We start from the raw sequence: 19,106 nt of genomic DNA, 5'->3' as shown, positions 1-19,106 counted from the left end.
AACGCGAAGATCCGCCAATTCGTCACCGGCTGGAACGACCGCAAACACGCCTTCGTCTGGACCAAAACCGCCGACGACATCCTCAAGAAAGCGAACCGTCAACCAACTTCAGAAACGCGACACTAGCTACTCCCATTTGCCCTTCGGCATCTTCTTTCTTGATCAACCGCCCGAGATCGAACTCCCGATCCCCGACTACCGCCTCGGTCGCGAAGGCGACGAAGCTGCCCCGAGCCAAGACCTTCTCGACGTCATCGACCTGAGTGTGCAGCGTCAGGCGTGGTTCTGGGACCACGCGATCAAGCTCGGGCTCGGCCCCGCGTCCGTGACTCGCGCAACGCTCGAAGACGAGCCCAGTGCGGTGGCCGCCGCCGCCGCGCGAGAGCTCGACTACACCGTCGCCGGACGCGCTCGGATGTCCCGTGGGGATGCCCGCAACCACCTGCGGCGGCGCTTCGAGGAACGCGGGGGGCTCGCGATTTTCACGAGCATGGTCGGGAACGACAACCACCGGATGCTCGATCGGGGTGAGTTCCGAGGCTTCACCCTTGCGGACGAGGTTTCTCCGCTCATCTTCGTCAACTCCAGCGACGAATCCCTGAGCGGGCAGATCTTCACCTTCCTGCATGAGTACGCGCACGTCGTGCTGCGTGCCACCGGGATCAGCGACGAGGATCCTGCGGCTAAAGCCACCGGTGTCGAGGCTTGGTGTAACGCAGTCGCCGCGGAGGTGCTGGTGCCGGCTGCTGATCTGAAGGAGCAATTTCGGCTCGACGTGCCAATGGTTGGGGAGCTGGACCGCCTCTCCAGCCGGTATCTGTGCAGCACGCTCGTGATTTTGCTCAAGGCGAGAGACCTGGGGCTGGTGCCGAGCACTGGATTCGATGCGGTGTATCGCGCGGAAGAGGCGCGAGCCGTTGAGGCGTTCGAGTACCAGCGCGCGCAAAGCGGCGGCGGTGAGTTCTATGCGAACCAACCCTTCCGCATCGGTGAACGCCTCTCTCGTGCCGTGCTCTCCGATGTGCGGGAGGGCGGGACGACCTATACCGAGGCGTTCCGGATTCTGGGATTGCGCAACGTCGAGCAGTTGAACAAGTACGCGACGCATTTGGGCATCTGATGTTTCTGCTCGATGCCAACGTGTTCATCACCGCGAAGAACACCTACTACGGCACCGACTTCGCGCCCGGCTTCTGGGACTGGCTGGCTGCCGAGTATCGGGACGTCGGCATCCGGCGCTCGCGACCTGGACGATGACCGGAGAGCCACGCTTCCTCACGCAAGCGCGCACCGACTTCTTGGCGAAAGCCGACTATCGACTGGTGGCCATGGCGACTGCCGGCAAGCACGTCATCGTCACCCACGAGACCTCTGCGCCCGACTCCAGGCGCGTTATCAAGATTCCCGACGCGTGCAGTGCTTTCAGGGTGGAGTGTCGGGAGCCGTTCGGGCTGTTTCGGGAACTCGGGTTGAAGTTGGTGCGGCCCACAGGCGCTGGGCCGGCGCCTTCCGCGCTCGACGTGCCGATCGCATCCTGACGCCTCGAATTTGAGGCATCCGAACTGAGTGCAGCCGGGGAACACGCCTCGCAGAGGTCAGCTTCGGTGGCCGCCCCGAGTAACTTTGCGGCCCAGATCAGTTACCCGGGAGTCTGGTTTCGACACGCCGCTTCGCGGCTACTCAACCAACGAAGGGGGCGCCGCGCGTCACAGGGCGATCGCGTCCGCGAGTGCCGACTCGGAGACTGGACGCTTGAGCAGCTGCGCCGGGAAAATGTCGATGTCGTCGCGGCCGAAAAGCGTTCGCGTCTCTTCCATCAGGCCAGAGGCGCGCATCAGCAGGTTGCCGTCAGCAGGGTCCATCTCGACGACGATGTCGATGTCACTGCCCTCGCGAGCCGTGCCCCGGGCGATCGAGCCGAACAGTTTCGGATTCGTGGCACCGTACTTCATCAGCAGCAACTGGAAGTCGGCGCGGCGTGCGTCAAAGGAGCTCGCGCAGAACGAGAGTCTCGGGTGACGCGACGGTGATCGACATGAGTCCAGGGTACCCGGGGCTTCCCACAGCGCGAAGGCCGAAAGGGCATCCGCGCAATCAGGGCAGCTGCGCCCGATCGAGCGCCGCGAGCAGGCTCGGGCGGCGACGGTAGCGGTCGCGCAAGTCGGCGAGCATCTCGTTGACCTCAGCGAGTGCCTCCAACCCAACGGCGAGGGCGGATGCTCGGATCTTGCTGAGATCGTGGGCTGCGGGCCGGTACTTACGGGTGTCGGCTACTTCGAGCATCGAGTTGCGCAGGTGAGCTGCGGTCTTGTCGTAGCGACTGATTTAGTAACACTCAAGGTGATACAATCCCAGACATGAGGCAGAACGAGCGGCTTGAGGCGCTCGGCGAGATCGCCGACGACCAGCGGGGCCATGTCACGACGGCGCAAGCCGAGCGTGTCGCAGTCTCGCGCGTTGAAATCGGTCGGCTCGCCTCTCGCGGGCTTCTCGAGCGCGTCACCCACGGGGTGTACAGGCTTCTCGGGTCGGGCTACGACCCGAACTCTGCCGTACGTGCGGCGTGGCTCGCGCTTGAGCCTCGCCGCACCGCCGCCGAACGCCTCGGCGACCCCGCAGGCATCGTCGTCTCACACGCGAGCGCAGCGGCACTCCATCAGCTCGGAGACCTCGGCGGCGACATCCTCGAATTCACGGCCGACCGCCGGCTCCAAACGACCCGTGATGGCGTACGCACCCACCGTGGGGCTGTCACGCCAGGTGACGTGACGATTGTTGACGGGCTTCCGACCACCACCGCGCTTCGCACGATCGCCGACCTTGTCGACGACGGTCATGACGGTGAACACGTAGGTGCGGTCATTGTCGACGCTGTGCGCCGCGGAACCGTCTCGCTTCATGATGTCGAGCTTCGTCTCGCGACGTACGCTGCACGCCGGGGTCACGCGAAAGGCGACGGCGCGGCCCTTCTCGACGACCTCCTCGGGTTTGCCGGCATGGACCGCGCATCGCTTCGCAACGAGCTCCTCAGGATGCTCGATTCCATGGTGCGGTCGGACTCCGGGTTGGAGGTGACAGACCTGGTGCATGTCACCGACCTCCTGCGAAAACTCGAGCGGGTCGACCATGGCCGGTGACGAGGGATACGAGACGCCGGCCGCCGTGCGCTCCGCCCTCACGACCGCAGTCAAGCTGCTGCCCCAGGCGCGCCGCGGGGCGGCTTTGCGGGAATTCGTGCACGACAGGTTTCTCTGCAGGGTGTTCGCGCTCAAAGAGCCGTGGGTGCTGAAGGGCGGAACCGCGATGCTCGCGAGGGTCGCCGACGCGCGGCACACGAAAGACGTCGACCTCTGGAACGAGACCCGTGACATGGATCTCGCGCTTGCGTCGATCCACCGTGCGATCGACCTCGACCTCGGTGACCACCTCGCCGACAAGGTGTGCGCCATCCATGAACTGCACAACGACAACCCGTCGACCCGCGTGCGCGACCTTGTTGACGTGCTCGTCTATGCCGCAACTGAGTCGGTCGACGGCGCCGCGCTGCGGGTCGCGATCGCGAGTGAGGCGCTACATCGCGGCATGGGCCCGATCATCACGTTTGCGCCTCCGTCGACTTGGGCCGGGCAGTTTGCGAAGGTTGCCCGAGACGCTGAGCCGATCATCGGAAGACCATCATTCGCGGAGGCCGTCGAATCGGCCGCAGCGTTCATCCAACCGGCTCTCGCCCGCGACCACTCGGGAACATGGTCGCCGACCGACTCTTCTTGGAACTGACCCGGGTCTCGCGGCCGGTGAGGAACACCATCGACGCGTAGGCTCGACCTCCGTGGCAGCCGGCGCAGTGATGTACAACTTCGCGGTGCAGTTGGCTGACGTCGATCGCGGCGTGTACGAAGAGTTCGCCCTGCGGGTCGCCAGGCATCCGTCTGAGACGGATGCCTACATGGTGACGCGGGTGCTCGCGTACTGCCTCGAGTATGTCGAGGGCATCACGTTCGGCGACGGCATCTCGGCGACCGACGAGCCTGCGGTGCTCGTTCGCGACCTGACCGGCGCGCTGACCACGTGGATCGAGGTCGGCGCTCCCGATGCCGATCGCCTGCACTTCGCCAGCAAACTGGCTGACCGCACGACCATCTACACGCATCGTGACCCGCTGAAGGTGCTCGGTGCATGGACGGGCAAGCGCATCCATCAGGCGGACCAGATCACGCTGCACAGCTTCGACGACGGATTCGTGGATGCCGTGGTCGCGCAGATCGAGCGACGCACCACCCTCTCGGTGTCGGTCGTCGAAGGGCAGCTGTATCTCGACGTGAACGGCACCACGCTCAGCTCCACGGTGCACGTGCATCCGCTGGGGTGAACTCAGCGTCCGAGTCAGTAGTGGTAGCGGCAGGCGGCGATGCGGATCTCGTCATCGACGATCTTGTAGACGAGTCGGTGTTCGTCAGTGATACGTCTCGACCAGTAGCTCTGAAAGCCGTGCTTCAGCGCTTCCGGTTTGCCGATGCCGGAGTGGCCGTTGCGCGCGATGTCTCGTAGCAGCAGGTTGATGCGTTTGAGAACCGCGCGGTCGGCCGTCTGCCAGTGCACGTAGTCGTCCCATGCGGACTCGTGCCAGACGAACTTCATTCCACGAGGTCGCGCACGGTGCCGCCACCCGACTCGAGGTTCTCGATCGCAGCGAGCAGCCGAGCGGCGTTGCGCGGGCTCCGCAGCAGGTACGCCGTCTCCTTGAGCGACTCGTAGTCGGCGAGGCTCACGATCACGACGGGATCATGGCCAGCGCGGGTGACGACGATCTCTTCGCGGTCGTTGACCACGGCATCCAGAGTCGCCGCGTAGTTCGCGCGGGACTCCGTGAACGAGATCGTCTTCATTCCGCTCATTGTACAGAAACCTGTACTGTCTGCGAGTGTTGCGGGACCGTGCCTTCGTAGGTCATGACAGGACGCTAGGGCGACTCGACGACTACCTCGATGGGGTGTCGATCGCCGAGGCCGCGCGCCGCTTGGGTGTGACGCGCGCGACGCTGTCGCGCATCCGCAACGGCCACGCCGGCGTGACTGCCGACATGGCCGTGCGGTTCAGCGAACTGTTTGGCACGAGTGCCGAGCTGTGGCTCGGGCTTCAGACGGCTCACGACCTGTGGGTCGAGCGCCAGAAGCCGCGACCCAAAGTGTTGGCGCTCACCGGCTGAACCACCCGGCCACGCGGGCGCGGAGCGCGGCGCGACGTTCCTGCCGGCGGCGGGCCGCGGCATCCCGGGCTGCCGTTTCGCGCTCCCTGTCTCTCGTAACAACCTGTCCACCCAGACGACGCTCAAGGCGACGCCACGAGGACACAGCAGTGACGCTACGAGTGCGAGTGCGCTCGAAGTCAAACCTCGAAAAATCCCCTAGACCTAGAGTGCACTCGAAGTCGTACGGTGGTCGGCATGCACGACTACACGATCGACGAAGCGGCGGAGCGCACGGGGCTCAGCAAGCACACGCTGCGCTACTACGAACGTGAGCGGCTGCTGCCGCCGATCGCGAAAGCCTCGAGCGGACACCGCCGCTACACCGACGACGACATCGGCTGGGTGAAGTTCCTGCAGCTGCTGCGGGCGACCGGGATGCCGATCCGCGAGGCGAAAGAGTTCGTCACCCTCACCTGGGCGGGCGACCACACCATTCCGCAGCGGGTGGAGGTGCTCACCGGATACCGGGCCGCGCTGGTGGAGCGGATGGCGCAGGATGTCGAGCACCTCGAAGCGCTCAACCGCAAGATCGGCTTCTACGAAGACGTGCTGGTCGCGCAGGATGCGACGCCCGAGCGTGTCACCGGTGAGCGAGCGGCGGTGGGCTGACCTCGCGCACTATCTCATGTCAGCCAGTCCTCTTTGGGGCGCGGGTCGACATCCGGTCGCCTCAGCCAGGCGTCGAATGCGGCGACGATGGCCGCGTTGCGGTCGCCGCGCCCGCGGGGAAAACGACGCGGCGGCACGAGAAGCACTGGTGCTGCGGTCGTGCCTGCCGCGGTCGCCGCCAACAGCAAGGGGCGGAAGTCTTTGATGTTCTCGGTGACGATGCGACGACCGGTCTGCGTCGCGTGTCGGTAGAGCTCCGGGTCGCTCGCGCCGCGCAGCTCGTCGCTCGCCACAGCGGCGACAACGTCGTGACTCAGCTCACGAAGCGCCCGAGCAATCGCCGCCGAATAGTGCTCGTCGAGGATGAGGCGGGTCGTCATGCCAGCAGGCGCCGCTGCGACTCCCAGGAGCGCTGTGCCGCCTCGGCAGCGCGCTCGTTGTCGGCGATTTCATCGTCGATCTCGGCGGAGTGGGCGCCGTAGTAGGCCAGCGCGATGCGCACTCGAGCGGAAGAGAGGTCAAGGTCGTCGGCGACGACATCAACTGCCTCGTCACCACGAAGGCCCGAGTCTCGCAGCGCTGCCGCGATCTCCCAGACGTCCGGGCCGGCCGCGAGTGCCGCACGGCGTCCCGCAGGCCCGTCACGGAACACGATCCCCGGGAACTCCTGCGCGCGAAGACCTTCGTCGACCAGACGTTGGGCAAGACCGGATGGCGTGGTGTCGCGGCTCACAGCGGTGCGGCGAAGCCGGTCGAGCAGGTCTGGGTCGAACCTGATCGAGAGCGGCGTGGTCATGCGCTACATTGTAGCGCGGCACCGCCCGCCCGGGCCGGTATGGGCGAGGGGTTCAGTCGCCGAGGTTCGTGCCGGCGTTCTGCATGCCCTGATCGTCATCGTTCATCGATCCGTCGAGCGGGCGACCCATCGCGTCGGCGTCGAGCTGGTTGGGCAGGTGCTCGTCGCCGTCTTCCTCGCCGTCGGAGTCGGTGACCACCGGGCCTTCGTCCTCGGAGCGGGACGACCAGCCCGCCGTGCTGTGGTTGTCGAGGATGTCGTCGAGCGCGTCGGTCGTCTCGCCGTCGGCGAGGGTTCCGTCGCCGGTCGAGCCGTCATCCGTCACGTCGTCGAGTTCCTCGGGGCCGTGGCCCCTCTCGGTGGGGTCGTCGCCCACCGTCGAGTCGTGTCCTTCGGGAGTGAGTGCGGCATCCATTCGTCTAGTCGACGACACTGGCGGATGGCGTGACAGGGGGTTGACGGGCCGGGTCTCGACACGCGGCTGCGCCGCTACTCGACCACCGAGAGGTGACGGCAGGAGAGACTGAGCGTGTGAACCTCACCGATGAGCAACGCGACCGTGCGATCGGTGTGATCCTCGGTGCGGCGGTGGGGGATGCGCTCGGCGCTGGGTACGAGTTCGGCGAACCGCTACCCGACGAAGCCGTCGTGGCCATGATCGGTGGCGGGCGGTTCAACTGGGAACCCGGCGAGTGGACCGACGACACCAGCATGGCGGGGCCGATCCTCGAAACCCTCAGCCTAGGATGTCGGCATCCAGACCCGCCAGGTGCTCGCCGAACTCCCCGAACCGACCGCCGCGGCGGCGCGGGCTGCGGCGCGCCAGGTGCACGAAGTGAGCGGGCGTTCCGGGGGCAACGGGTCGCTCATGCGCACCGCCCCGCTCGTGCTCGGATACCTCGACGATCCCGTGGGGCTCGCCGCCGCGGCGCGGGAGGTGAGTGCGCTCACCCACTACGACCCGGATGCCGGCGACGCGTGCGTCATCTGGTGTCTCGCGATCTGGCACACCATCCACACCGGTGCCTACGACGTGCGGGCCGGGCTCGCCGCGGTAGACGCCGGGCGCTGGGGGCAGCTGCTCGAAGACGCCGACATCCAGAACCCGCGCGACTTCACCCGCAACGGGTGGGTCGTTCACGCCCTGCAGGGGGCGTGGTCGGCGGTCTCCGACTCCGACTCCTTCGCGGATGCCGTGCAGCGCGCCGTACGCGGAGGTCACGACACCGACACGGTCGCCGCCATCGCCGGGGCACTCGCCGGTGCGCGGTGGGGCGCCGCCGCCATCCCTCAGGAGTGGCTCGAGGTGTTGCACGGGTGGCCGGGGATGGATGCGTCCGGGTTGCGGGCGCTCGCGGAGCGTGCCCTGGATCGGGTCAGCTCACCGCGGGACGCCTAGGTGGAGATCAGCGACGGGATGTTGGCCAGCTCCGCTTCGTGACCGAGGAGCGCGACATCCAAGTCGTAACGGTTCTGAAGGTTGAGCCAGAAGCGGTCGGACGTGCCGAGTGCCCGCGACAGGCGCAGGGCGGTGTCGGGGGAGATGCTGCGCTTGCCGTGCACGATCTCGTTGATGCGACGCGCGGGCACCCCGATCGTCGCGGCGAGGCGGTACTGCGAGATGCCGAGAGGGTTCAAAAACTCCTCGAGCAGGATCTCGCCGGGGTGAATCGGCGTGTGTGCCCCGGTGCGACTCATGGCTTGTCCTCTCGCTAGTGGTAGTCGGTGATCTCGACATCGGTGGGGCCGTTGTTTGACCAGGTGAAGCAGACCCTCCACTGGTCATTGATGCGGATGCTGTGTTGACCCTTGCGGTCGCCCGCGAGCTGTTCGAGCCGGTTGCCCGGCGGGACCCTCAGGTCGTTGATGTTCTCGGCAGCATCCAGCATGAGCAGTTTGCGGTTCGCGATGCGTTGCAGGTCGGGGCCGAACTTCTTGACGTGCTCCCGGTGCCACACCCGTTCGGTGTCCCGAGTGGCGAACCCCTGGATCACTGTTCGATAGTAACGCTGCGCGTTACTAGTCGCAACTGGTCCGCGCGATTCGTTGAGCGTGCGCCGCCCGGGTCGGCGCACCAGGGCGTATAGTCGTGGTGGAGCGGATGGCGCGTGACGTCGAACACCTTGAAGCCCTCAATGGCAAGATCGGGTTCTACGAAGACGTGCTGGTCGCGCAGGACGCGACGCCCGAGGATGTCACGGGCGAAAGGGCGGCGGTGCGCTGAGGCAGCCTCCAACTGGGGGTCTCGAACACGAGGATGCCTCCCTAGCATCGGGGCATGGGCAGAAGACGCGGCAGCGTCGGGACGGGGGCGTTCGTCGTCGTCGCGCTGGCGGCAGTCGTCGGCTGGCTCGGGGTGTCAGGCAACCTGGGTGCGGTCGGCCAGTTTCTGGGGTTCACCACTGGCGAGGTCGAGACGGGCGATGACCGCGTCGAGCCGGGTGACGACTCTGGAGCGTGGAGTTGCTTCTGGGAACCGACGATGAACGACGACTGGCACGACGACGTGTTGTGCGCGCGGGGGCTCGAGACGATCCGACCGACGCTGCTGCCCGATCAGTCTTTCGTCACAGAAGACGAGATGATGGTCGCCGCCGCGGAGTACGAGGCCACGCTCAACGATTGAGCCACCGCTTTCTCATATCAGCCAGTCCTCGATGGGGCGCGGGTCGGCATCCGGTCGCCTCAGCCAGGCGTCGATCGCAGCGACGATGATCGCGTTGCGGTCGCCGTGCCCCCGGGGAAACCGCCGCGGCGGCACGAGCAGCAACGGCGCCGCAGGGGTGTCTGCCGCGGTCGCTGTGAGGAGCAACGGGCGGAAGTCTTTGATGTTCTCAGTGACGATTCGACGGCCGGTTTGTGTCGCGTGACGGTACAGTTCCGGGTCGCTCGCGCCGCGCAGCTCGTCACTCGCCACTGCGGCGACAACGTCGTGACCCAGCCCATGAAGCGCAAGGGCAATCGCTGCCGAGTAGTGCTCGTCAAGAATGAGGCGAGTCGTCATGCCAGGAGGCGCCGTTGCGACTCCCAGGAGCGCAGTGCGGCCTCCGCAGCGCGCTCGTTGTCGGCGATCTCATCGTCGATCTCGGCGGAGTGGGCGCCGTAGTAGGCCAGCGCGATGCGCACCCGAGCGGGCGAGAGGTCAAGGTCGTCGGCGACCACGTCAATTGCCTCGTCACCACGAAGGCCCGAGTCGCGCAGCGCTGCCGCGATCTCCCATATGTCCGGGCCGGCCGCGAGTGCCGCACGGCGTCCCGCAGGCCCGTCGCGGAACACGACCCCCGCGAACTCCTGTGCGCGAAGACCTTCGTCGACCAGACGTTGGGCAAGACCGGATGGCGTGGTGTCGCGACCAGCGGCCGTACGGCGGAGTCGGTCGAGCAGCTCGGGGTCGAAGCGGATCGAGAGCGGCGTGGTCATGCGCTACATTGTAGCGCTGCATGGCTCGTCGCCGACCGTCGAGTCGTTTCGTTCTGGGGTGAGTGCGGCATCCATGCGTTCCATCCGACGACATCAGCGGATGCCGGGACAGGGGGTTGACGGCGAGTCCTCCACAGCGCGCGCAGGGATGAGAGTATCCACCGATCGCGCGGGAAGCAGCATTGCGCGGTGCGGCCCGCGAAGGATCACGGGATGGAGATCGTTCGTCCCGCATCCACCCCCGACTTTCTCGCGATGGTGCCCGCTCTCGTGGGCTTCGCGCCGCAGCGCAGCGTCGTGTGTGTGCCCTTCAGCGGTAAGCGCACCGCTGAGCCGGTGATGCGTGGAGACGGCCGGGGAGCGGCTGCAAGCAGCGAAGCGAGCGCGGGATGTCGCAACGTGCGCTTGTCGAGCGGGCCGGCATCCCACAACCCAATGTCTCGGCATACGAGCGGGGCCGCCGGGTGCCGAGCACCGAGATCGCGCGTGCGCTGGGGATCACGGAGTAGGGGTCTGGATCTCCCCACCGGCTGAATGGCGGCGTGGGCCCAGCGCTGCGCGCGGCACTCGACCCGCGGGCGGGGGACTTGGCACTCGATGGGGGAGAGTGCTAAAACAGAAGTGGGTCTCGCGGAGTCCCGCATGAGACCTTCATTCGATGACGAAAGGAGATTGATCATGTCCAATCCGTTCGATGTGCTGAGCCAGTTCGACCGCCTCGCGTCCAGCGTGTTCGACACCGCTCGAACTCCTCGGCTGATGCCCGTCGACCTGTTCCGAGACGGTGACCAGTACGTACTGAGCGCCGACCTCCCGGGCATCGACCCCGCGTCGGTCGATCTGGATGTCGACGGCCAGCTGCTCACCATCCGCGCCGAGCGTCACGCCCCGGTCGACGAGAACGTGAAGTGGATCTCGCACGAACGCCCCTACGGGTCGTACATGCGCCAGTTCACCCTCGGCGACGGTGTCGACTTCGAGAACATCACCGCCAACTACGAGCACGGTGTGCTGTCGGTCATCATCCCGGTCGCCGAACGGGCGAAGCCGCGCAAGATCCAGATCGCGGCGGGCTCGGGCGGCCAGGCAAGCATGGCCCAGGCCAGCATGACCCGGGCGGGTGGTCGTAAGGAGGTGACGGCGTGAGCGCCCTGCTGACGCCGCAGCCCAGGCGACCGCGCACACCCGGCCGGTCCGGCATCCGCTTGCCTCGCGGCGACATGAGACGCCGGTTCGTGCCGGGTCTGCCGGAGCTTCGGCCCTCGCTGCCGAAGTCGTCCGGCGGGCCGCCCCTGCGTGCGGCGTGATGGTGTGACGGATCCCCGGGTGGTGACGCCCGGGGGTCCGGTCTGTTCGGGGCCTCGCCGTGCGTGCAGCTCTCGTGCCCGCGCTGCGGCGAGGCAACGCGCCGAAGGCCCTACCAGGGTGACGGGCGCTTCTCGTCGCGGGTGGCATCCGACGGGTAGTGCTCCAACTCGACCCCGCCCGCGCGGATGCACATCCAGGTGAGCGGCTCGGGGCTGTCGGGAACGGCCCGCCAGGTGCGCATCACGCCCTGACCGACGCGGATGGCCGTGCCGGGGCCTACGGGGACGACGTCGTCGTCGAGGCCCATCTCGCCGCGGCCTGTGAGGAAGACGTACAACTCCTCGAGCTGCGCGTGCGAATGCCAGTAGCCGGCCTCCTCGCCGGGAACGAACGAGTTCGCCGTCAGCCCGATGTACTGCATGTCGACCTCGTGGTCGACTACCCGACGGCCGTCGCGGGATGTCGTCGGCCTGAAGCCGCCGTAGTGGTTGCGCCATTCACCGATGGCGCCGAGCTCGATGCGTTGGTAGTCGGTCACCTCCCGATCTTGCACCCGCGCGTACGGTGGATGCATGCCCGATTTGCTTGCCTGGCTGCCGGCCGGGGTGTTGGCGACGGTGGCGCTGTCGGCATCCAGCGTTCTGCTCGGATTCGGTCTGCCGCTCGCCGCCGGGCTCGCCGTGCTCGGGCTCGTGCGCGGGTTCGTCGAGTTGCGCTGGCGCGACTTCGTGCTCGGGATGCTGCTGGTCGTTGGCCTTGTCGCTGCCGGGGTGGCTTTGCGGGTCTGGGGTGCTGGGCTGGTCGCGGGGGAGGAGTTGGGGGCGGCGAACTCGACCGCCGCGTTCGTGTTCACGGCGGTCACGCCGTTCGGGGTGATCCTCGGGGTGCTGCTCGTCGTCGTCGGGTTGGTGCGGCGGTATGTGGGGCGGTCTCGCTCGTCGAGGTGATCGAGTCCTCCACAGGGTGTTCTTTTGGGAGTTCTTGTACTTTCGAAAGTTTGTTCTCCTTGGGAGAATTGAGCTCGGAAGGATTGAAACCATGACCTCGACTGCTGCTCTGGCCACCGCTGTTGCGGTGCTGCGGGATGTGCCGCGGTCGGTTTCGGCGTGCCGCTCGGCGTCGGATGCCTCGGTGATGGAGTGGCTGCGGCTCGCCGGTGAGGCTCGGAAGATTGCGGATGCGCATCTGGCGCTCGCGGCGGGGGAGATGCAGCGCCGGTCTGACCCGTCGCTCGGTGGTGCGGGGTTGGCGCGGCGTGAAGGGGCTCGCACTCCGCAAGAACTGGTCAAGTCGGCGACAGGAGCGACCGGTCGGGATGCCGTCGTCGCTTTGCGGGTGGGGCGGCTTTCGCAGACTGACGGGGATGTTCTCGGGGGTGCCGTCGCCGACGGGTCGGTGTCGGTGCAGGAGGCTGAGGCGATCCGCGCCGGACTCGATGGTGCCGCGGCGCCGCCGGAGTTGCTGAATCAGGCGACCGAACTGCTGTGTGAAGAGGCGGGCAGCCTGGATCCCGATCGCTTGTTGAAGCGTGCCCGCGAAGTGCGGGACGAGCTCGACGAGGCCGGCATCGCATCCCGGGAAGCGGTGTTGCGGGGGCGCCGGTCGCTGCGCCGGCTGGATCTGCGGGATGGGATGAAACGGCTCATCTGGGACTACGACCCGCTCACCGCCGGGGTGGTGGATGAGATCTACGACCGTGCGACGTCACCGCGTCGCGGCGGTCCCCGGTTCGTCGACTCGGACGCGGTGGCCCAGGCGGAAGCGCTCGAGCGTGATGAGCGCACGACGGAGCAGATCGCGTCCGATGCGTTCACCGAACTGCTCCGTCAAGCGGCGAGTGTTCCCTCGGATGTGCTGCTCGGCACAGGGATGCCGGCGGTGCGGGTGCTCGTGCACGCCACCGATCTGATCGCTGGAACCGGGCATGGGGTGATCGAGGGGTCCAACGAAGTGCTCTCGATCGGCACCGTGCAAGCCCTCGCCTGCAGTCAGGGCACCCAGACCGCGCTGATCGATTCGCTGGGGGATGTGCTCGACCTGGGTCGGGAACAACGCCTCTACTCCCGCCACCAGAGGGTCGCCCTCGCCATCAGGGACGGCGGATGCATCTGGAAAGGTTGCGAACGCCCACCATCTTGGTGTGAGGCGCATCACATCGATCACTACGTCAGAGATCAGGGTCGCACCGACCTCGAGCGGGGTGTGCTGCTCTGCAAACATCACCACCTGAAGTTGCACAACGAGGGGTGGCAGATCAGCCGACGAGACGGCCGGTACTGGCTCTACCCACCGCCCGACCGGGGCGGGGCCCCGCAACTGCTGGTCACGAAGTCCCGAGCCATGCGGGAACACGTCGCCCGACATCAGCCGCCTAAGGGCGCGCTCCCAGCGAGCACGGAGCATCCGGCGTCGAAGATCAGTAGATGACCCGACGATCGCTGCCCTTCGGGGTGCTCGCGGTGGTGTACCTCCTGGTCGTCGGGCTGCTGACGCTCGGGCCGACACTGTGGCGCACCCGACCGGCGAGCGGGGACTACGACGTGCTGTCGCCCTCCACCTGGCTCGACCCCGAGACATGGGTGCGCATCGGGTCGCCCGAATTCGTCGCCAACATCCTGCTGTTCGTTCCGCTCGGGCTGCTGCTGCGGCTCGCCATCCCGCGGGGAACCTGGTTCGGGGCCACGGTGCTCGGTGGCGTGGTGTCTGTCGCGATCGAAGTGCTGCAGGTGTCGACGCCGCGAGTATCCGACCCGCGCGACATCGTCGCCAACACCCTCGGCACCCTTGCCGGGGCGGTGCTCGGCGCGCTGATCAGCCTCGTGGCGTCAGCTCGAGGCGGGGTCAGCCCGTCCGAGGTCAGGCGTCCCGCGGCTAGCCGTCCTGCGGGTCGGCCGGGGGCGGGATGACCTCCTCCGAGATGTCGCTCGCCATCTGACCATCGGTCGTCGGCATCCGCTGATCGTTCATCTGCCCGTCCGGATCGTCCGGATCGCTGCCTTCACCGAAAGTGCTGTTCGGAACCGCCGCCGTCACCGCAGCGCCTCCTCGCCGGCGGGGCGCCACACGCCGCCCGCGGCGGACGCGCCGTCATCGAACTCCTCCGGAGCGACCGGCGGCGGCTCTACCGGGTGGCTCGGTTCAGGCTCAGTGGGCCCAGTCGGAACCTCCGGGCCATCAGGACCGACCGGCCAACTCGGCTCCGACGGCTGAGTCGGCTCAGCGGGCTGAGTCGGATCGCTCGGCACCGTGGACGGGCCATCCGGGCTCGGCGCCCCCGGAGCTCCCGGAAATCCGGGCTGGATCGGATCGCCGGGAGGGGCGACCGACGCTTCCGGGCGGTAATGCATATCTGGCCCCTGACTCGTCTCGGGGCGGTAGTTCATGCTGTGGCGTCCCATGGGGGTTTCCCTTTCCGAACTTCCTCGTCGGCGCCGCAAAGGCGGGGAAGTCCTCACCCCAGCACACGCCACCGTCCCGGCGGAGGTAAAGGGGCTGGCACGACCCCCGCACGGCAGGTAAGGTTCGCCAATCGGTCACCCGGCAATCACCCCACCCGCGGGTGAAACGTAGACGCTCGCACGTTAACCCGGTGTGTCAACCCGGTGTGTCAACCCGGTCGCGGCGTCGCGAGCGACAGGCGTAGACCTGACTCATGACGATCACGGTGAACAAAGACGCCCTCGCCCACGCCGAGAAACTGATCGACCGCGGCGATGTCACGAGAGACGAACGCGACGACTGGAGCGAACACGCCCCGAGCGCCGACGACGAAAACCGCTACATCGACCGCGAAGGGTGGAAGGAGTACTCCACCTGGTACCTCGGGGTCGACCGCCAAGAATCCGACGAGACCAAAGGCCGATTCTCGTTCCCGATGGGTGACTTCCGCCGCATCCATCGCTGCGCCGTCATCTCGCTGGAATCCCGCGCCGCCCAGCACGACCATGACGAGATCGCCCGCGCCGCGAAACGGCTGCTCGAGAAGATCGACGCCGGCGATGAAAGCTGACGACGGCGCTGAGACCGGAGGCGAGCGTTCCCGCGACGGCGACCCGACGGCGATCCGCGAACAGCCGGCCCTCACCACATCGACGGGGGCGATCTGGCTGATCGTCGGCGGCCTTTTCGCCGCCATCTCGCTGGGCGTGCTCATCCCGATGTCGACCCTGCCCAACGGAACGGTCGCCGTCGTCGCCGCCATCGTCGTGGCGCTGCTCTACGTCGCCATGCTCGTCGCCCAATTCGCGATGGCCCCCGGGCGTCGCCGACTGGGCGCCCAGGCGACCGCGATGCTTCTCATGGCCGCCGTCGCACTCGGGGCCGTGCTGTTCGTCGCCGCCGGTGCAGCCACCGTCACTGCTGCGTGACCCGGGCGACCGCCGCGTCGAACTGCGCCTCGGTGAGGATGCCGTCATCCCGGAGTTTCGCCAACTCCACGATCTCGCCCGCCAGCGAGCGAGGCGCCGGTGTCGCGTCGACGAACAGCTTCGACAGCCGGGGAAAACCCAACGGCTCGAGCAGCGACTTCACGTAGTCCATCCACGGATCGTCGCGTCCAGTCTTCGGGTTCACCGGCATCCGGATCGGGGCGACGCACTCCGGGTGCTCCTCGGCGTGGCGCAGGGCGGCCCGCAGCGGCAGCAAGGTGTGGTCGTCTTTGTGTTGCACCGCCGCAGCGATGTCGGGATGCGCGTCCGGATGCGCGAACGTGAGCCCGGGCAGCGCAGGGGAGAGCAGGATGACCGCTTCGGTGAACCCGCGACCGGCACCGCTCATCCCGTTGGTCAGCCGAAACCCGCTCGCCTTCGTCGTGTTCTTCACGCTCCACAGACCGCGCACCTGGTCGCGCAGCGCCTGCAGGTCGAAGCCGTCGGCGTTGTGCCCGCCCGGAACCGACAGGATCCCGCACTGGTACGCCGTCGCTGCGATGATCCACTCCACGGCTGCCCCCGAGCCGAACCGGTTCGCACGGTCGGTCGGGTCGATGCGGTTCACGTTGGCGCGCAGGGCCGCTTCGAGCTCTTCGCGGAGGTTGTCGTCGGCCACGAGTCGGTCGCGCAGGGTGTCGAACTCGGGGGAAGCGCTCGTGGATCCGGCCGGCCAGAGCGGGAGGGTCATGCGCCGGACGCTCTCGCGGGAGGGTGTTCGCGGGTGGGGTCTCGATCTCCCCACCGCCTGGACGGCGGCGTGGGCCCAGCGCTGCGCGCGGCACTCGACCCGCGGGTGGGGTGGCGCGCGGCAATCGACTCGCTGGGGGTGCCCAGGTGGGAGTTGGCGTGAGTGGCGAGCAGGGCGTCGACGTCGTCGGGGGCGACGGCTTCGTTGAGCATGCGCAGCAGCCGCCACGGATGCTTGACGTTCTCGTTGGGGCGGCCCGCGTTGCGTTTCACGACGACGTTGTCGACTTCCGACGCTTCGAGCGCCGCCACGAGAACGGGGTCGGCGGCGGCGATCGGCACTGGCACCGACAGCAGGATGGCGCGCGAGACGGTGATTCCGCCTTCGTAGGCCCGCCACCACCAGTAGGCGAGCGACGAGTTCAAGACGACGGCCGCACGATCACGAGCTGCGGCGTCGCGAAAGTACAGCCGGTGCACGTGCCCGCGGTCGAGCACCCGTTTGACCGCCGAGAGGAAGTAGCGCGGCGTGACCGGCACGTCGAGCGGATACCCGGTGGGCTCCGACGCGACCAGGTCGCGGACCGTGGTGTCGCATTCGAGCATCGCGCGATGCAGCGGTACCAGCGCGGCGCCGACCTTCGGGAACGCCCGGTCCTCGTCCGCTTGGAGGTCGGCGAGAAAGTCGTCCGCGGCCGCGAACAGGTCGGCGCGCTCGTGCGCCCGCCAGCGCAGCAGGGGGGTGATGCGGTGTCGGCGCGGCGCGTCGACCTCACCCATCGACCCCACCAGCACCGCCGCGCGGGTCGAGTTCACCCGGTTGCTGTTCTGCGACCCGAACTTGACGCCGCGAAACACGTTGTCGGGCACGTTGTCGAAGCAGTAGACATCCATCACTTCGAGCCGCCGCACGAGCAACCGCCGCAGCCCCGCGAACTTGCGGCCCGAGGTGAAACTCTGCGGGGTGATGGCGACGATGCCGCGCCGGCCGAGGGTCAGCATCCGCTCGAGAAAGTAGGCGTACAGGTCGCGCGACTCGGCCGCCGCGAACCGGTCGTCGCGGGGCACGACGACGTACGGCGGGTTCATCAGGGCGTAGTCGAAGCCGGGCAGGTCGTCGGTGAGCGCGTCGGCCACCCGCGAGCGGCCGACCAGCGCCGCGTACTGCACGCCGTCGAGCCCGAACTCGGTGGCGATCAGGGCGCGGGCCACGAGCAGGGCGCGCGGGTCGCGGTCGACGAGAACGAGGTGCTCGGCCACGAACCGGCGGGGATCGGGCTGGGCGGCGGCGAGCCAGTACGACAGGTTGCCGACCCCGCAGCAGGGATCGATCCAGATGCCCGGGGTGAAGCGGGCGGCGCGGGAGGCGAGGAACCGGGCCACATCATCGGGGGTGAAGAACTGGCCCGATGCCTTGCGGTCGACCCGGTCGACGTAGGCGAGGGAGTACTCGTAGAGCACCGAGCGCTCATCCATCTGCAGCCCGTCGAGCAGATCGAGGTCCCACGACGGATCGCGGCGCGGCAGGTCGGCCAGGATCGCCTCGGTTGCGGCCCCGCCGACCCGGATGGCGTGGGTGGCGACGAGGGACTGCCAGACGGCCTCGATGCCAAGGCGGTCGATGCCTTCGCGCACCAGTTCGACACGCGCGGAGAGGATGCGCCGGGTCACGATCGCAAGGTTACGGCCGACCCCCGACCCGGCGTGGGACGCGCGCCCCACCCAGGTCGAGTCGCGGACGTTCCGCACGGCTACTGGTCAAGACATGTCGAAAGTCTGCGACTCGACAAGAAGAGGGGGGTCAGCGGTCGAGGGCGTCGTCGAGCGGGTCGCCGGTCGGGTCGTCGGCACTGATGTCGGCGAGCCGTTCACCGCCGACCGGCATGCCGCCCCACGACAGCGCCGTCCAGCCGGCGCCTGGCGAGCCTTCGACGACGACGACGCCGGTGTTGTCGAGGTGGTTGTCGGCGGTGAACCCGTCGCCGAGGTTGCGCACTCGGGCGCCCGTCCAGACTCGGATGGCGGCGCCGTGGCTGACGACGACGACTGTGGCATCGTCGGGGTGCGCAGCAGCGATCTCGTCGATCGCCCCGTCGAACCGCGAGAAGAACGCGTGGCCGTCGGATCCTCCGGGCATCGCCGGGTCGGGGTCGCCCGAACCCCAGGCGAACACCGTCGTGAGGTAGATGCGCACGGCCTCGTGATCGCTGCGACCCTCGATGTCGCCCGCCTCGATCTCGTGCGTTCCCGCCAGTTCGGTCGGGGTGAGGCCGAGCGCCGCCGCGAGCGGGGCGGCCGTCTGGTGGGTGCGAACGAGTTTCGACACGTAGATGGCGGCGATCGTTTCGTGCCCGAGGGCGTCGACCACGGCATCCGCCTGCTTCGCGCCGAGGTCGGTCAGGCCCGGCCCGGGGGCGGCGGTGTCGAGAATGCCGCGCACGTTGGCGGGTGTCTGGCCGTGGCGGACGAAGAGGATGCGCATAACCGGCTCTTCATCATGAAGCGGGGTGAGCGGGTCGTTGCGGGGTGAGGGGCCGGGGTCTTCCAGGATGGAAGTTCCTACTCCTCCTTCGAGAAAGACCCCGACGTGTCTCACCCTATTTCGGGG

33 protein-coding genes and 3 pseudogenes are annotated in these 19,106 nt (G+C 67.7%); 20 read left to right on the top strand and 16 right to left on the bottom strand.

The features are described 5' to 3' along the window. The first annotated feature begins 136 nt into the window (after positions 1 to 136). The 3 genes from WBL06_RS14860 to WBL06_RS14850 are packed head-to-tail and all read left to right on the top strand — an operon-like array spanning position 137 to position 1,538. Entirely contained in the window at positions 137 to 1,120 is a 984-nt protein-coding gene (locus WBL06_RS14860) for an ImmA/IrrE family metallo-endopeptidase (RefSeq protein ID WP_424457355.1), read from the top strand. After that, positions 1,120 to 1,257 carry a DUF4411 family protein gene (locus tag WBL06_RS14855; RefSeq protein WP_424457354.1) on the top strand — a complete coding sequence of 46 codons (138 nt, stop codon included), beginning with the start codon at positions 1,120 to 1,122 and terminating at the stop codon, positions 1,255 to 1,257. Before WBL06_RS14860 ends, WBL06_RS14855 begins: the two co-directional genes overlap by 1 nt. Next, entirely contained in the window at positions 1,254 to 1,538 is a 285-nt protein-coding gene (locus tag WBL06_RS14850) for a DUF4411 family protein (RefSeq protein ID WP_424457352.1), read from the top strand. The genes WBL06_RS14855 and WBL06_RS14850 overlap by 4 nt, the downstream gene beginning before the upstream one ends. A gap of 168 nt (positions 1,539 to 1,706) precedes the next feature. Here the strand turns inward: WBL06_RS14850 and WBL06_RS14845 are convergent, their stop codons facing one another. Both WBL06_RS14845 and WBL06_RS14840 read right to left on the bottom strand, forming a co-directional pair. Then, positions 1,707 to 1,952, bottom strand: coding sequence for a nucleotidyltransferase family protein (locus WBL06_RS14845; protein ID WP_424457350.1), 246 nt, complete (start codon positions 1,950 to 1,952; stop codon positions 1,707 to 1,709). Between the two features lie 142 nt (positions 1,953 to 2,094). Then, positions 2,095 to 2,283 (bottom strand): hypothetical protein, encoded by a 189-nt coding sequence (locus WBL06_RS14840; protein ID WP_424457348.1) that lies wholly within the window; start codon positions 2,281 to 2,283, stop codon positions 2,095 to 2,097. Between the two features lie 74 nt (positions 2,284 to 2,357). Here WBL06_RS14840 and WBL06_RS14835 point away from each other — a divergent pair, with 74 nt between their 5' ends. The 3 genes from WBL06_RS14835 to WBL06_RS14825 are packed head-to-tail and all read left to right on the top strand — an operon-like array spanning position 2,358 to position 4,369. Beyond that, a complete protein-coding gene (locus WBL06_RS14835) occupies positions 2,358 to 3,137 on the top strand; it encodes a type IV toxin-antitoxin system AbiEi family antitoxin domain-containing protein (protein WP_424457346.1) in 780 nt (259 codons plus the stop codon). Further along, on the top strand, positions 3,127 to 3,777 hold the full coding sequence (locus tag WBL06_RS14830; RefSeq protein ID WP_424457344.1) for a nucleotidyl transferase AbiEii/AbiGii toxin family protein: 651 nt from the start codon (positions 3,127 to 3,129) through the stop codon (positions 3,775 to 3,777). The genes WBL06_RS14835 and WBL06_RS14830 overlap by 11 nt, the downstream gene beginning before the upstream one ends. A 52-nt stretch (positions 3,778 to 3,829) precedes the next feature. Next, the gene (locus WBL06_RS14825) at positions 3,830 to 4,369 is read left to right on the top strand and encodes a YaeQ family protein (protein WP_424457343.1); all 540 of its coding nucleotides are present in this window, start codon (positions 3,830 to 3,832) and stop codon (positions 4,367 to 4,369) included. A 14-nt stretch (positions 4,370 to 4,383) separates the two neighbouring features. Here WBL06_RS14825 and WBL06_RS14820 read toward each other — a convergent pair whose 3' ends face one another. Continuing rightward, positions 4,384 to 4,638: a Txe/YoeB family addiction module toxin gene (locus WBL06_RS14820; RefSeq protein ID WP_424457341.1), complete on the bottom strand. Its 255-nt coding sequence runs from the start codon at positions 4,636 to 4,638 to the stop codon at positions 4,384 to 4,386. Continuing rightward, positions 4,635 to 4,886, bottom strand: coding sequence for a type II toxin-antitoxin system Phd/YefM family antitoxin (locus WBL06_RS14815; RefSeq protein ID WP_424457339.1), 252 nt, complete (start codon positions 4,884 to 4,886; stop codon positions 4,635 to 4,637). The genes WBL06_RS14820 and WBL06_RS14815 overlap by 4 nt, the downstream gene beginning before the upstream one ends. 35 nt (positions 4,887 to 4,921) lie before the next feature. Between WBL06_RS14815 and WBL06_RS14810 the strand changes: the two genes are divergently transcribed. Together WBL06_RS14810 and WBL06_RS14805 are read left to right on the top strand one after the other, a co-directional pair. Then, positions 4,922 to 5,206, top strand: a complete 285-nt coding sequence (locus WBL06_RS14810) for a HigA family addiction module antitoxin (RefSeq protein WP_424457337.1) — start codon at positions 4,922 to 4,924, stop codon at positions 5,204 to 5,206. Positions 5,207 to 5,443: 237 nt separating this feature from the next. Beyond that, positions 5,444 to 5,857: a MerR family transcriptional regulator gene (locus WBL06_RS14805; protein WP_424457335.1), complete on the top strand. Its 414-nt coding sequence runs from the start codon at positions 5,444 to 5,446 to the stop codon at positions 5,855 to 5,857. Positions 5,858 to 5,871: 14 nt separating this feature from the next. Here the strand turns inward: WBL06_RS14805 and WBL06_RS14800 are convergent, their stop codons facing one another. From WBL06_RS14800 to WBL06_RS14790, 3 genes are read right to left on the bottom strand one after another with little or no spacing between them, the layout of a single operon-like run. Then, the gene (locus tag WBL06_RS14800) at positions 5,872 to 6,237 is read right to left on the bottom strand and encodes a DUF5615 family PIN-like protein (RefSeq protein WP_424457333.1); all 366 of its coding nucleotides are present in this window, start codon (positions 6,235 to 6,237) and stop codon (positions 5,872 to 5,874) included. Continuing rightward, entirely contained in the window at positions 6,234 to 6,653 is a 420-nt protein-coding gene (locus WBL06_RS14795) for a hypothetical protein (protein ID WP_424457331.1), read from the bottom strand. The genes WBL06_RS14800 and WBL06_RS14795 overlap by 4 nt, the downstream gene beginning before the upstream one ends. 52 nt (positions 6,654 to 6,705) lie before the next feature. Beyond that, positions 6,706 to 7,068, bottom strand: a complete 363-nt coding sequence (locus WBL06_RS14790; protein WP_424457330.1) for a hypothetical protein — start codon at positions 7,066 to 7,068, stop codon at positions 6,706 to 6,708. Between the two features lie 92 nt (positions 7,069 to 7,160). Here WBL06_RS14790 and WBL06_RS14785 point away from each other — a divergent pair. Further along, a pseudogene (locus WBL06_RS14785) lies at positions 7,161 to 7,334 on the top strand (ADP-ribosylglycohydrolase family protein); the annotation flags it as partial. An 88-nt stretch (positions 7,335 to 7,422) separates the two neighbouring features. Continuing rightward, positions 7,423 to 8,052, top strand: a complete 630-nt coding sequence (locus WBL06_RS14780) for an ADP-ribosylglycohydrolase family protein (protein WP_424457328.1) — start codon at positions 7,423 to 7,425, stop codon at positions 8,050 to 8,052. On the opposite strand, the gene WBL06_RS14775 is transcribed toward WBL06_RS14780, so the two are convergent. Next, positions 8,049 to 8,351 (bottom strand): HigA family addiction module antitoxin, encoded by a 303-nt coding sequence (locus WBL06_RS14775; protein WP_424457326.1) that lies wholly within the window; start codon positions 8,349 to 8,351, stop codon positions 8,049 to 8,051. The two genes, WBL06_RS14780 and WBL06_RS14775, sit on opposite strands and share 4 nt — an antisense overlap. Before the next feature lie 14 nt (positions 8,352 to 8,365). Beyond that, a complete protein-coding gene (locus tag WBL06_RS14770; RefSeq protein WP_424457324.1) occupies positions 8,366 to 8,647 on the bottom strand; it encodes a type II toxin-antitoxin system RelE/ParE family toxin in 282 nt (93 codons plus the stop codon). 107 nt (positions 8,648 to 8,754) lie between these two features. Here WBL06_RS14770 and WBL06_RS14765 point away from each other — a divergent pair, with 107 nt between their 5' ends. Together WBL06_RS14765 and WBL06_RS14760 are read left to right on the top strand one after the other, a co-directional pair. After that, positions 8,755 to 8,877 (top strand): hypothetical protein, encoded by a 123-nt coding sequence (locus tag WBL06_RS14765; protein ID WP_424457322.1) that lies wholly within the window; start codon positions 8,755 to 8,757, stop codon positions 8,875 to 8,877. 54 nt (positions 8,878 to 8,931) lie between these two features. Then, positions 8,932 to 9,279, top strand: coding sequence for a hypothetical protein (locus tag WBL06_RS14760; protein WP_424457321.1), 348 nt, complete (start codon positions 8,932 to 8,934; stop codon positions 9,277 to 9,279). Between the two features lie 12 nt (positions 9,280 to 9,291). Here the strand turns inward: WBL06_RS14760 and WBL06_RS14755 are convergent, their stop codons facing one another. Both WBL06_RS14755 and WBL06_RS14750 read right to left on the bottom strand, forming a co-directional pair. Then, a complete protein-coding gene (locus WBL06_RS14755) occupies positions 9,292 to 9,657 on the bottom strand; it encodes a DUF5615 family PIN-like protein (protein ID WP_424457319.1) in 366 nt (121 codons plus the stop codon). Beyond that, entirely contained in the window at positions 9,654 to 10,073 is a 420-nt protein-coding gene (locus WBL06_RS14750; RefSeq protein ID WP_424457317.1) for a hypothetical protein, read from the bottom strand. Before WBL06_RS14750 ends, WBL06_RS14755 begins: the two co-directional genes overlap by 4 nt. Before the next feature lie 213 nt (positions 10,074 to 10,286). On the opposite strand from WBL06_RS14750, the pseudogene WBL06_RS14745 reads away from it, so the two are divergent. The 3 genes and pseudogenes from WBL06_RS14745 to WBL06_RS14735 all read left to right on the top strand — a co-directional run. Continuing rightward, a pseudogene (locus WBL06_RS14745) lies at positions 10,287 to 10,412 on the top strand (hypothetical protein); the annotation flags it as partial. 47 nt (positions 10,413 to 10,459) lie between these two features. Further along, a pseudogene (locus tag WBL06_RS14740) lies at positions 10,460 to 10,582 on the top strand (helix-turn-helix domain-containing protein); the annotation flags it as partial. Positions 10,583 to 10,751: 169 nt separating this feature from the next. After that, positions 10,752 to 11,219, top strand: a complete 468-nt coding sequence (locus WBL06_RS14735) for an Hsp20/alpha crystallin family protein (protein ID WP_424457315.1) — start codon at positions 10,752 to 10,754, stop codon at positions 11,217 to 11,219. Between the two features lie 271 nt (positions 11,220 to 11,490). Here the strand turns inward: WBL06_RS14735 and WBL06_RS14730 are convergent, their stop codons facing one another. Then, entirely contained in the window at positions 11,491 to 11,919 is a 429-nt protein-coding gene (locus WBL06_RS14730; RefSeq protein ID WP_424457313.1) for a cupin domain-containing protein, read from the bottom strand. Positions 11,920 to 11,953: 34 nt separating this feature from the next. Between WBL06_RS14730 and WBL06_RS14725 the strand changes: the two genes are divergently transcribed. From WBL06_RS14725 to WBL06_RS14715, 3 genes are all read left to right on the top strand, one after another. Further along, positions 11,954 to 12,328: a hypothetical protein gene (locus tag WBL06_RS14725; RefSeq protein ID WP_424457311.1), complete on the top strand. Its 375-nt coding sequence runs from the start codon at positions 11,954 to 11,956 to the stop codon at positions 12,326 to 12,328. 91 nt (positions 12,329 to 12,419) lie between these two features. Then, entirely contained in the window at positions 12,420 to 13,808 is a 1,389-nt protein-coding gene (locus WBL06_RS14720) for a DUF222 domain-containing protein (protein WP_424457309.1), read from the top strand. Then, positions 13,805 to 14,287, top strand: coding sequence for a VanZ family protein (locus tag WBL06_RS14715; protein WP_424457308.1), 483 nt, complete (start codon positions 13,805 to 13,807; stop codon positions 14,285 to 14,287). Before WBL06_RS14720 ends, WBL06_RS14715 begins: the two co-directional genes overlap by 4 nt. Here WBL06_RS14715 and WBL06_RS14710 read toward each other — a convergent pair. Next, complete coding sequence (locus tag WBL06_RS14710; protein WP_424457306.1) at positions 14,253 to 14,414, bottom strand: hypothetical protein; 162 nt, start codon at positions 14,412 to 14,414, stop codon at positions 14,253 to 14,255. The genes WBL06_RS14715 and WBL06_RS14710 overlap by 35 nt on opposite strands. 619 nt (positions 14,415 to 15,033) lie before the next feature. Here WBL06_RS14710 and WBL06_RS14705 point away from each other — a divergent pair. Further along, complete coding sequence (locus WBL06_RS14705) at positions 15,034 to 15,390, top strand: hypothetical protein (protein ID WP_424457305.1); 357 nt, start codon at positions 15,034 to 15,036, stop codon at positions 15,388 to 15,390. Beyond that, complete coding sequence (locus WBL06_RS14700) at positions 15,380 to 15,748, top strand: hypothetical protein (protein WP_424457303.1); 369 nt, start codon at positions 15,380 to 15,382, stop codon at positions 15,746 to 15,748. Before WBL06_RS14705 ends, WBL06_RS14700 begins: the two co-directional genes overlap by 11 nt. On the opposite strand, the gene WBL06_RS14695 is transcribed toward WBL06_RS14700, so the two are convergent. The 3 genes from WBL06_RS14695 to WBL06_RS14685 all read right to left on the bottom strand — a co-directional run bounded on the left by WBL06_RS14695 (position 15,735) and on the right by WBL06_RS14685 (position 18,980). Further along, positions 15,735 to 16,499, bottom strand: a complete 765-nt coding sequence (locus WBL06_RS14695; RefSeq protein WP_424457301.1) for a hypothetical protein — start codon at positions 16,497 to 16,499, stop codon at positions 15,735 to 15,737. The genes WBL06_RS14700 and WBL06_RS14695 overlap by 14 nt on opposite strands. After that, a complete protein-coding gene (locus tag WBL06_RS14690) occupies positions 16,496 to 18,169 on the bottom strand; it encodes an N-6 DNA methylase (RefSeq protein WP_424457299.1) in 1,674 nt (557 codons plus the stop codon). Before WBL06_RS14690 ends, WBL06_RS14695 begins: the two co-directional genes overlap by 4 nt. A gap of 130 nt (positions 18,170 to 18,299) precedes the next feature. After that, positions 18,300 to 18,980 (bottom strand): histidine phosphatase family protein, encoded by a 681-nt coding sequence (locus WBL06_RS14685; protein ID WP_424457298.1) that lies wholly within the window; start codon positions 18,978 to 18,980, stop codon positions 18,300 to 18,302. Positions 18,981 to 19,106: the final 126 nt, after the last annotated feature.

This window comes from Pseudolysinimonas sp. (genome assembly GCF_049651805.1).
Lineage (GTDB): Bacteria > Actinomycetota > Actinomycetes > Actinomycetales > Microbacteriaceae > Pseudolysinimonas_A.
The sequence above is the reverse complement of the archived record's forward strand: the minus strand, read 5'-3'. Positions and strand labels throughout refer to the sequence as shown.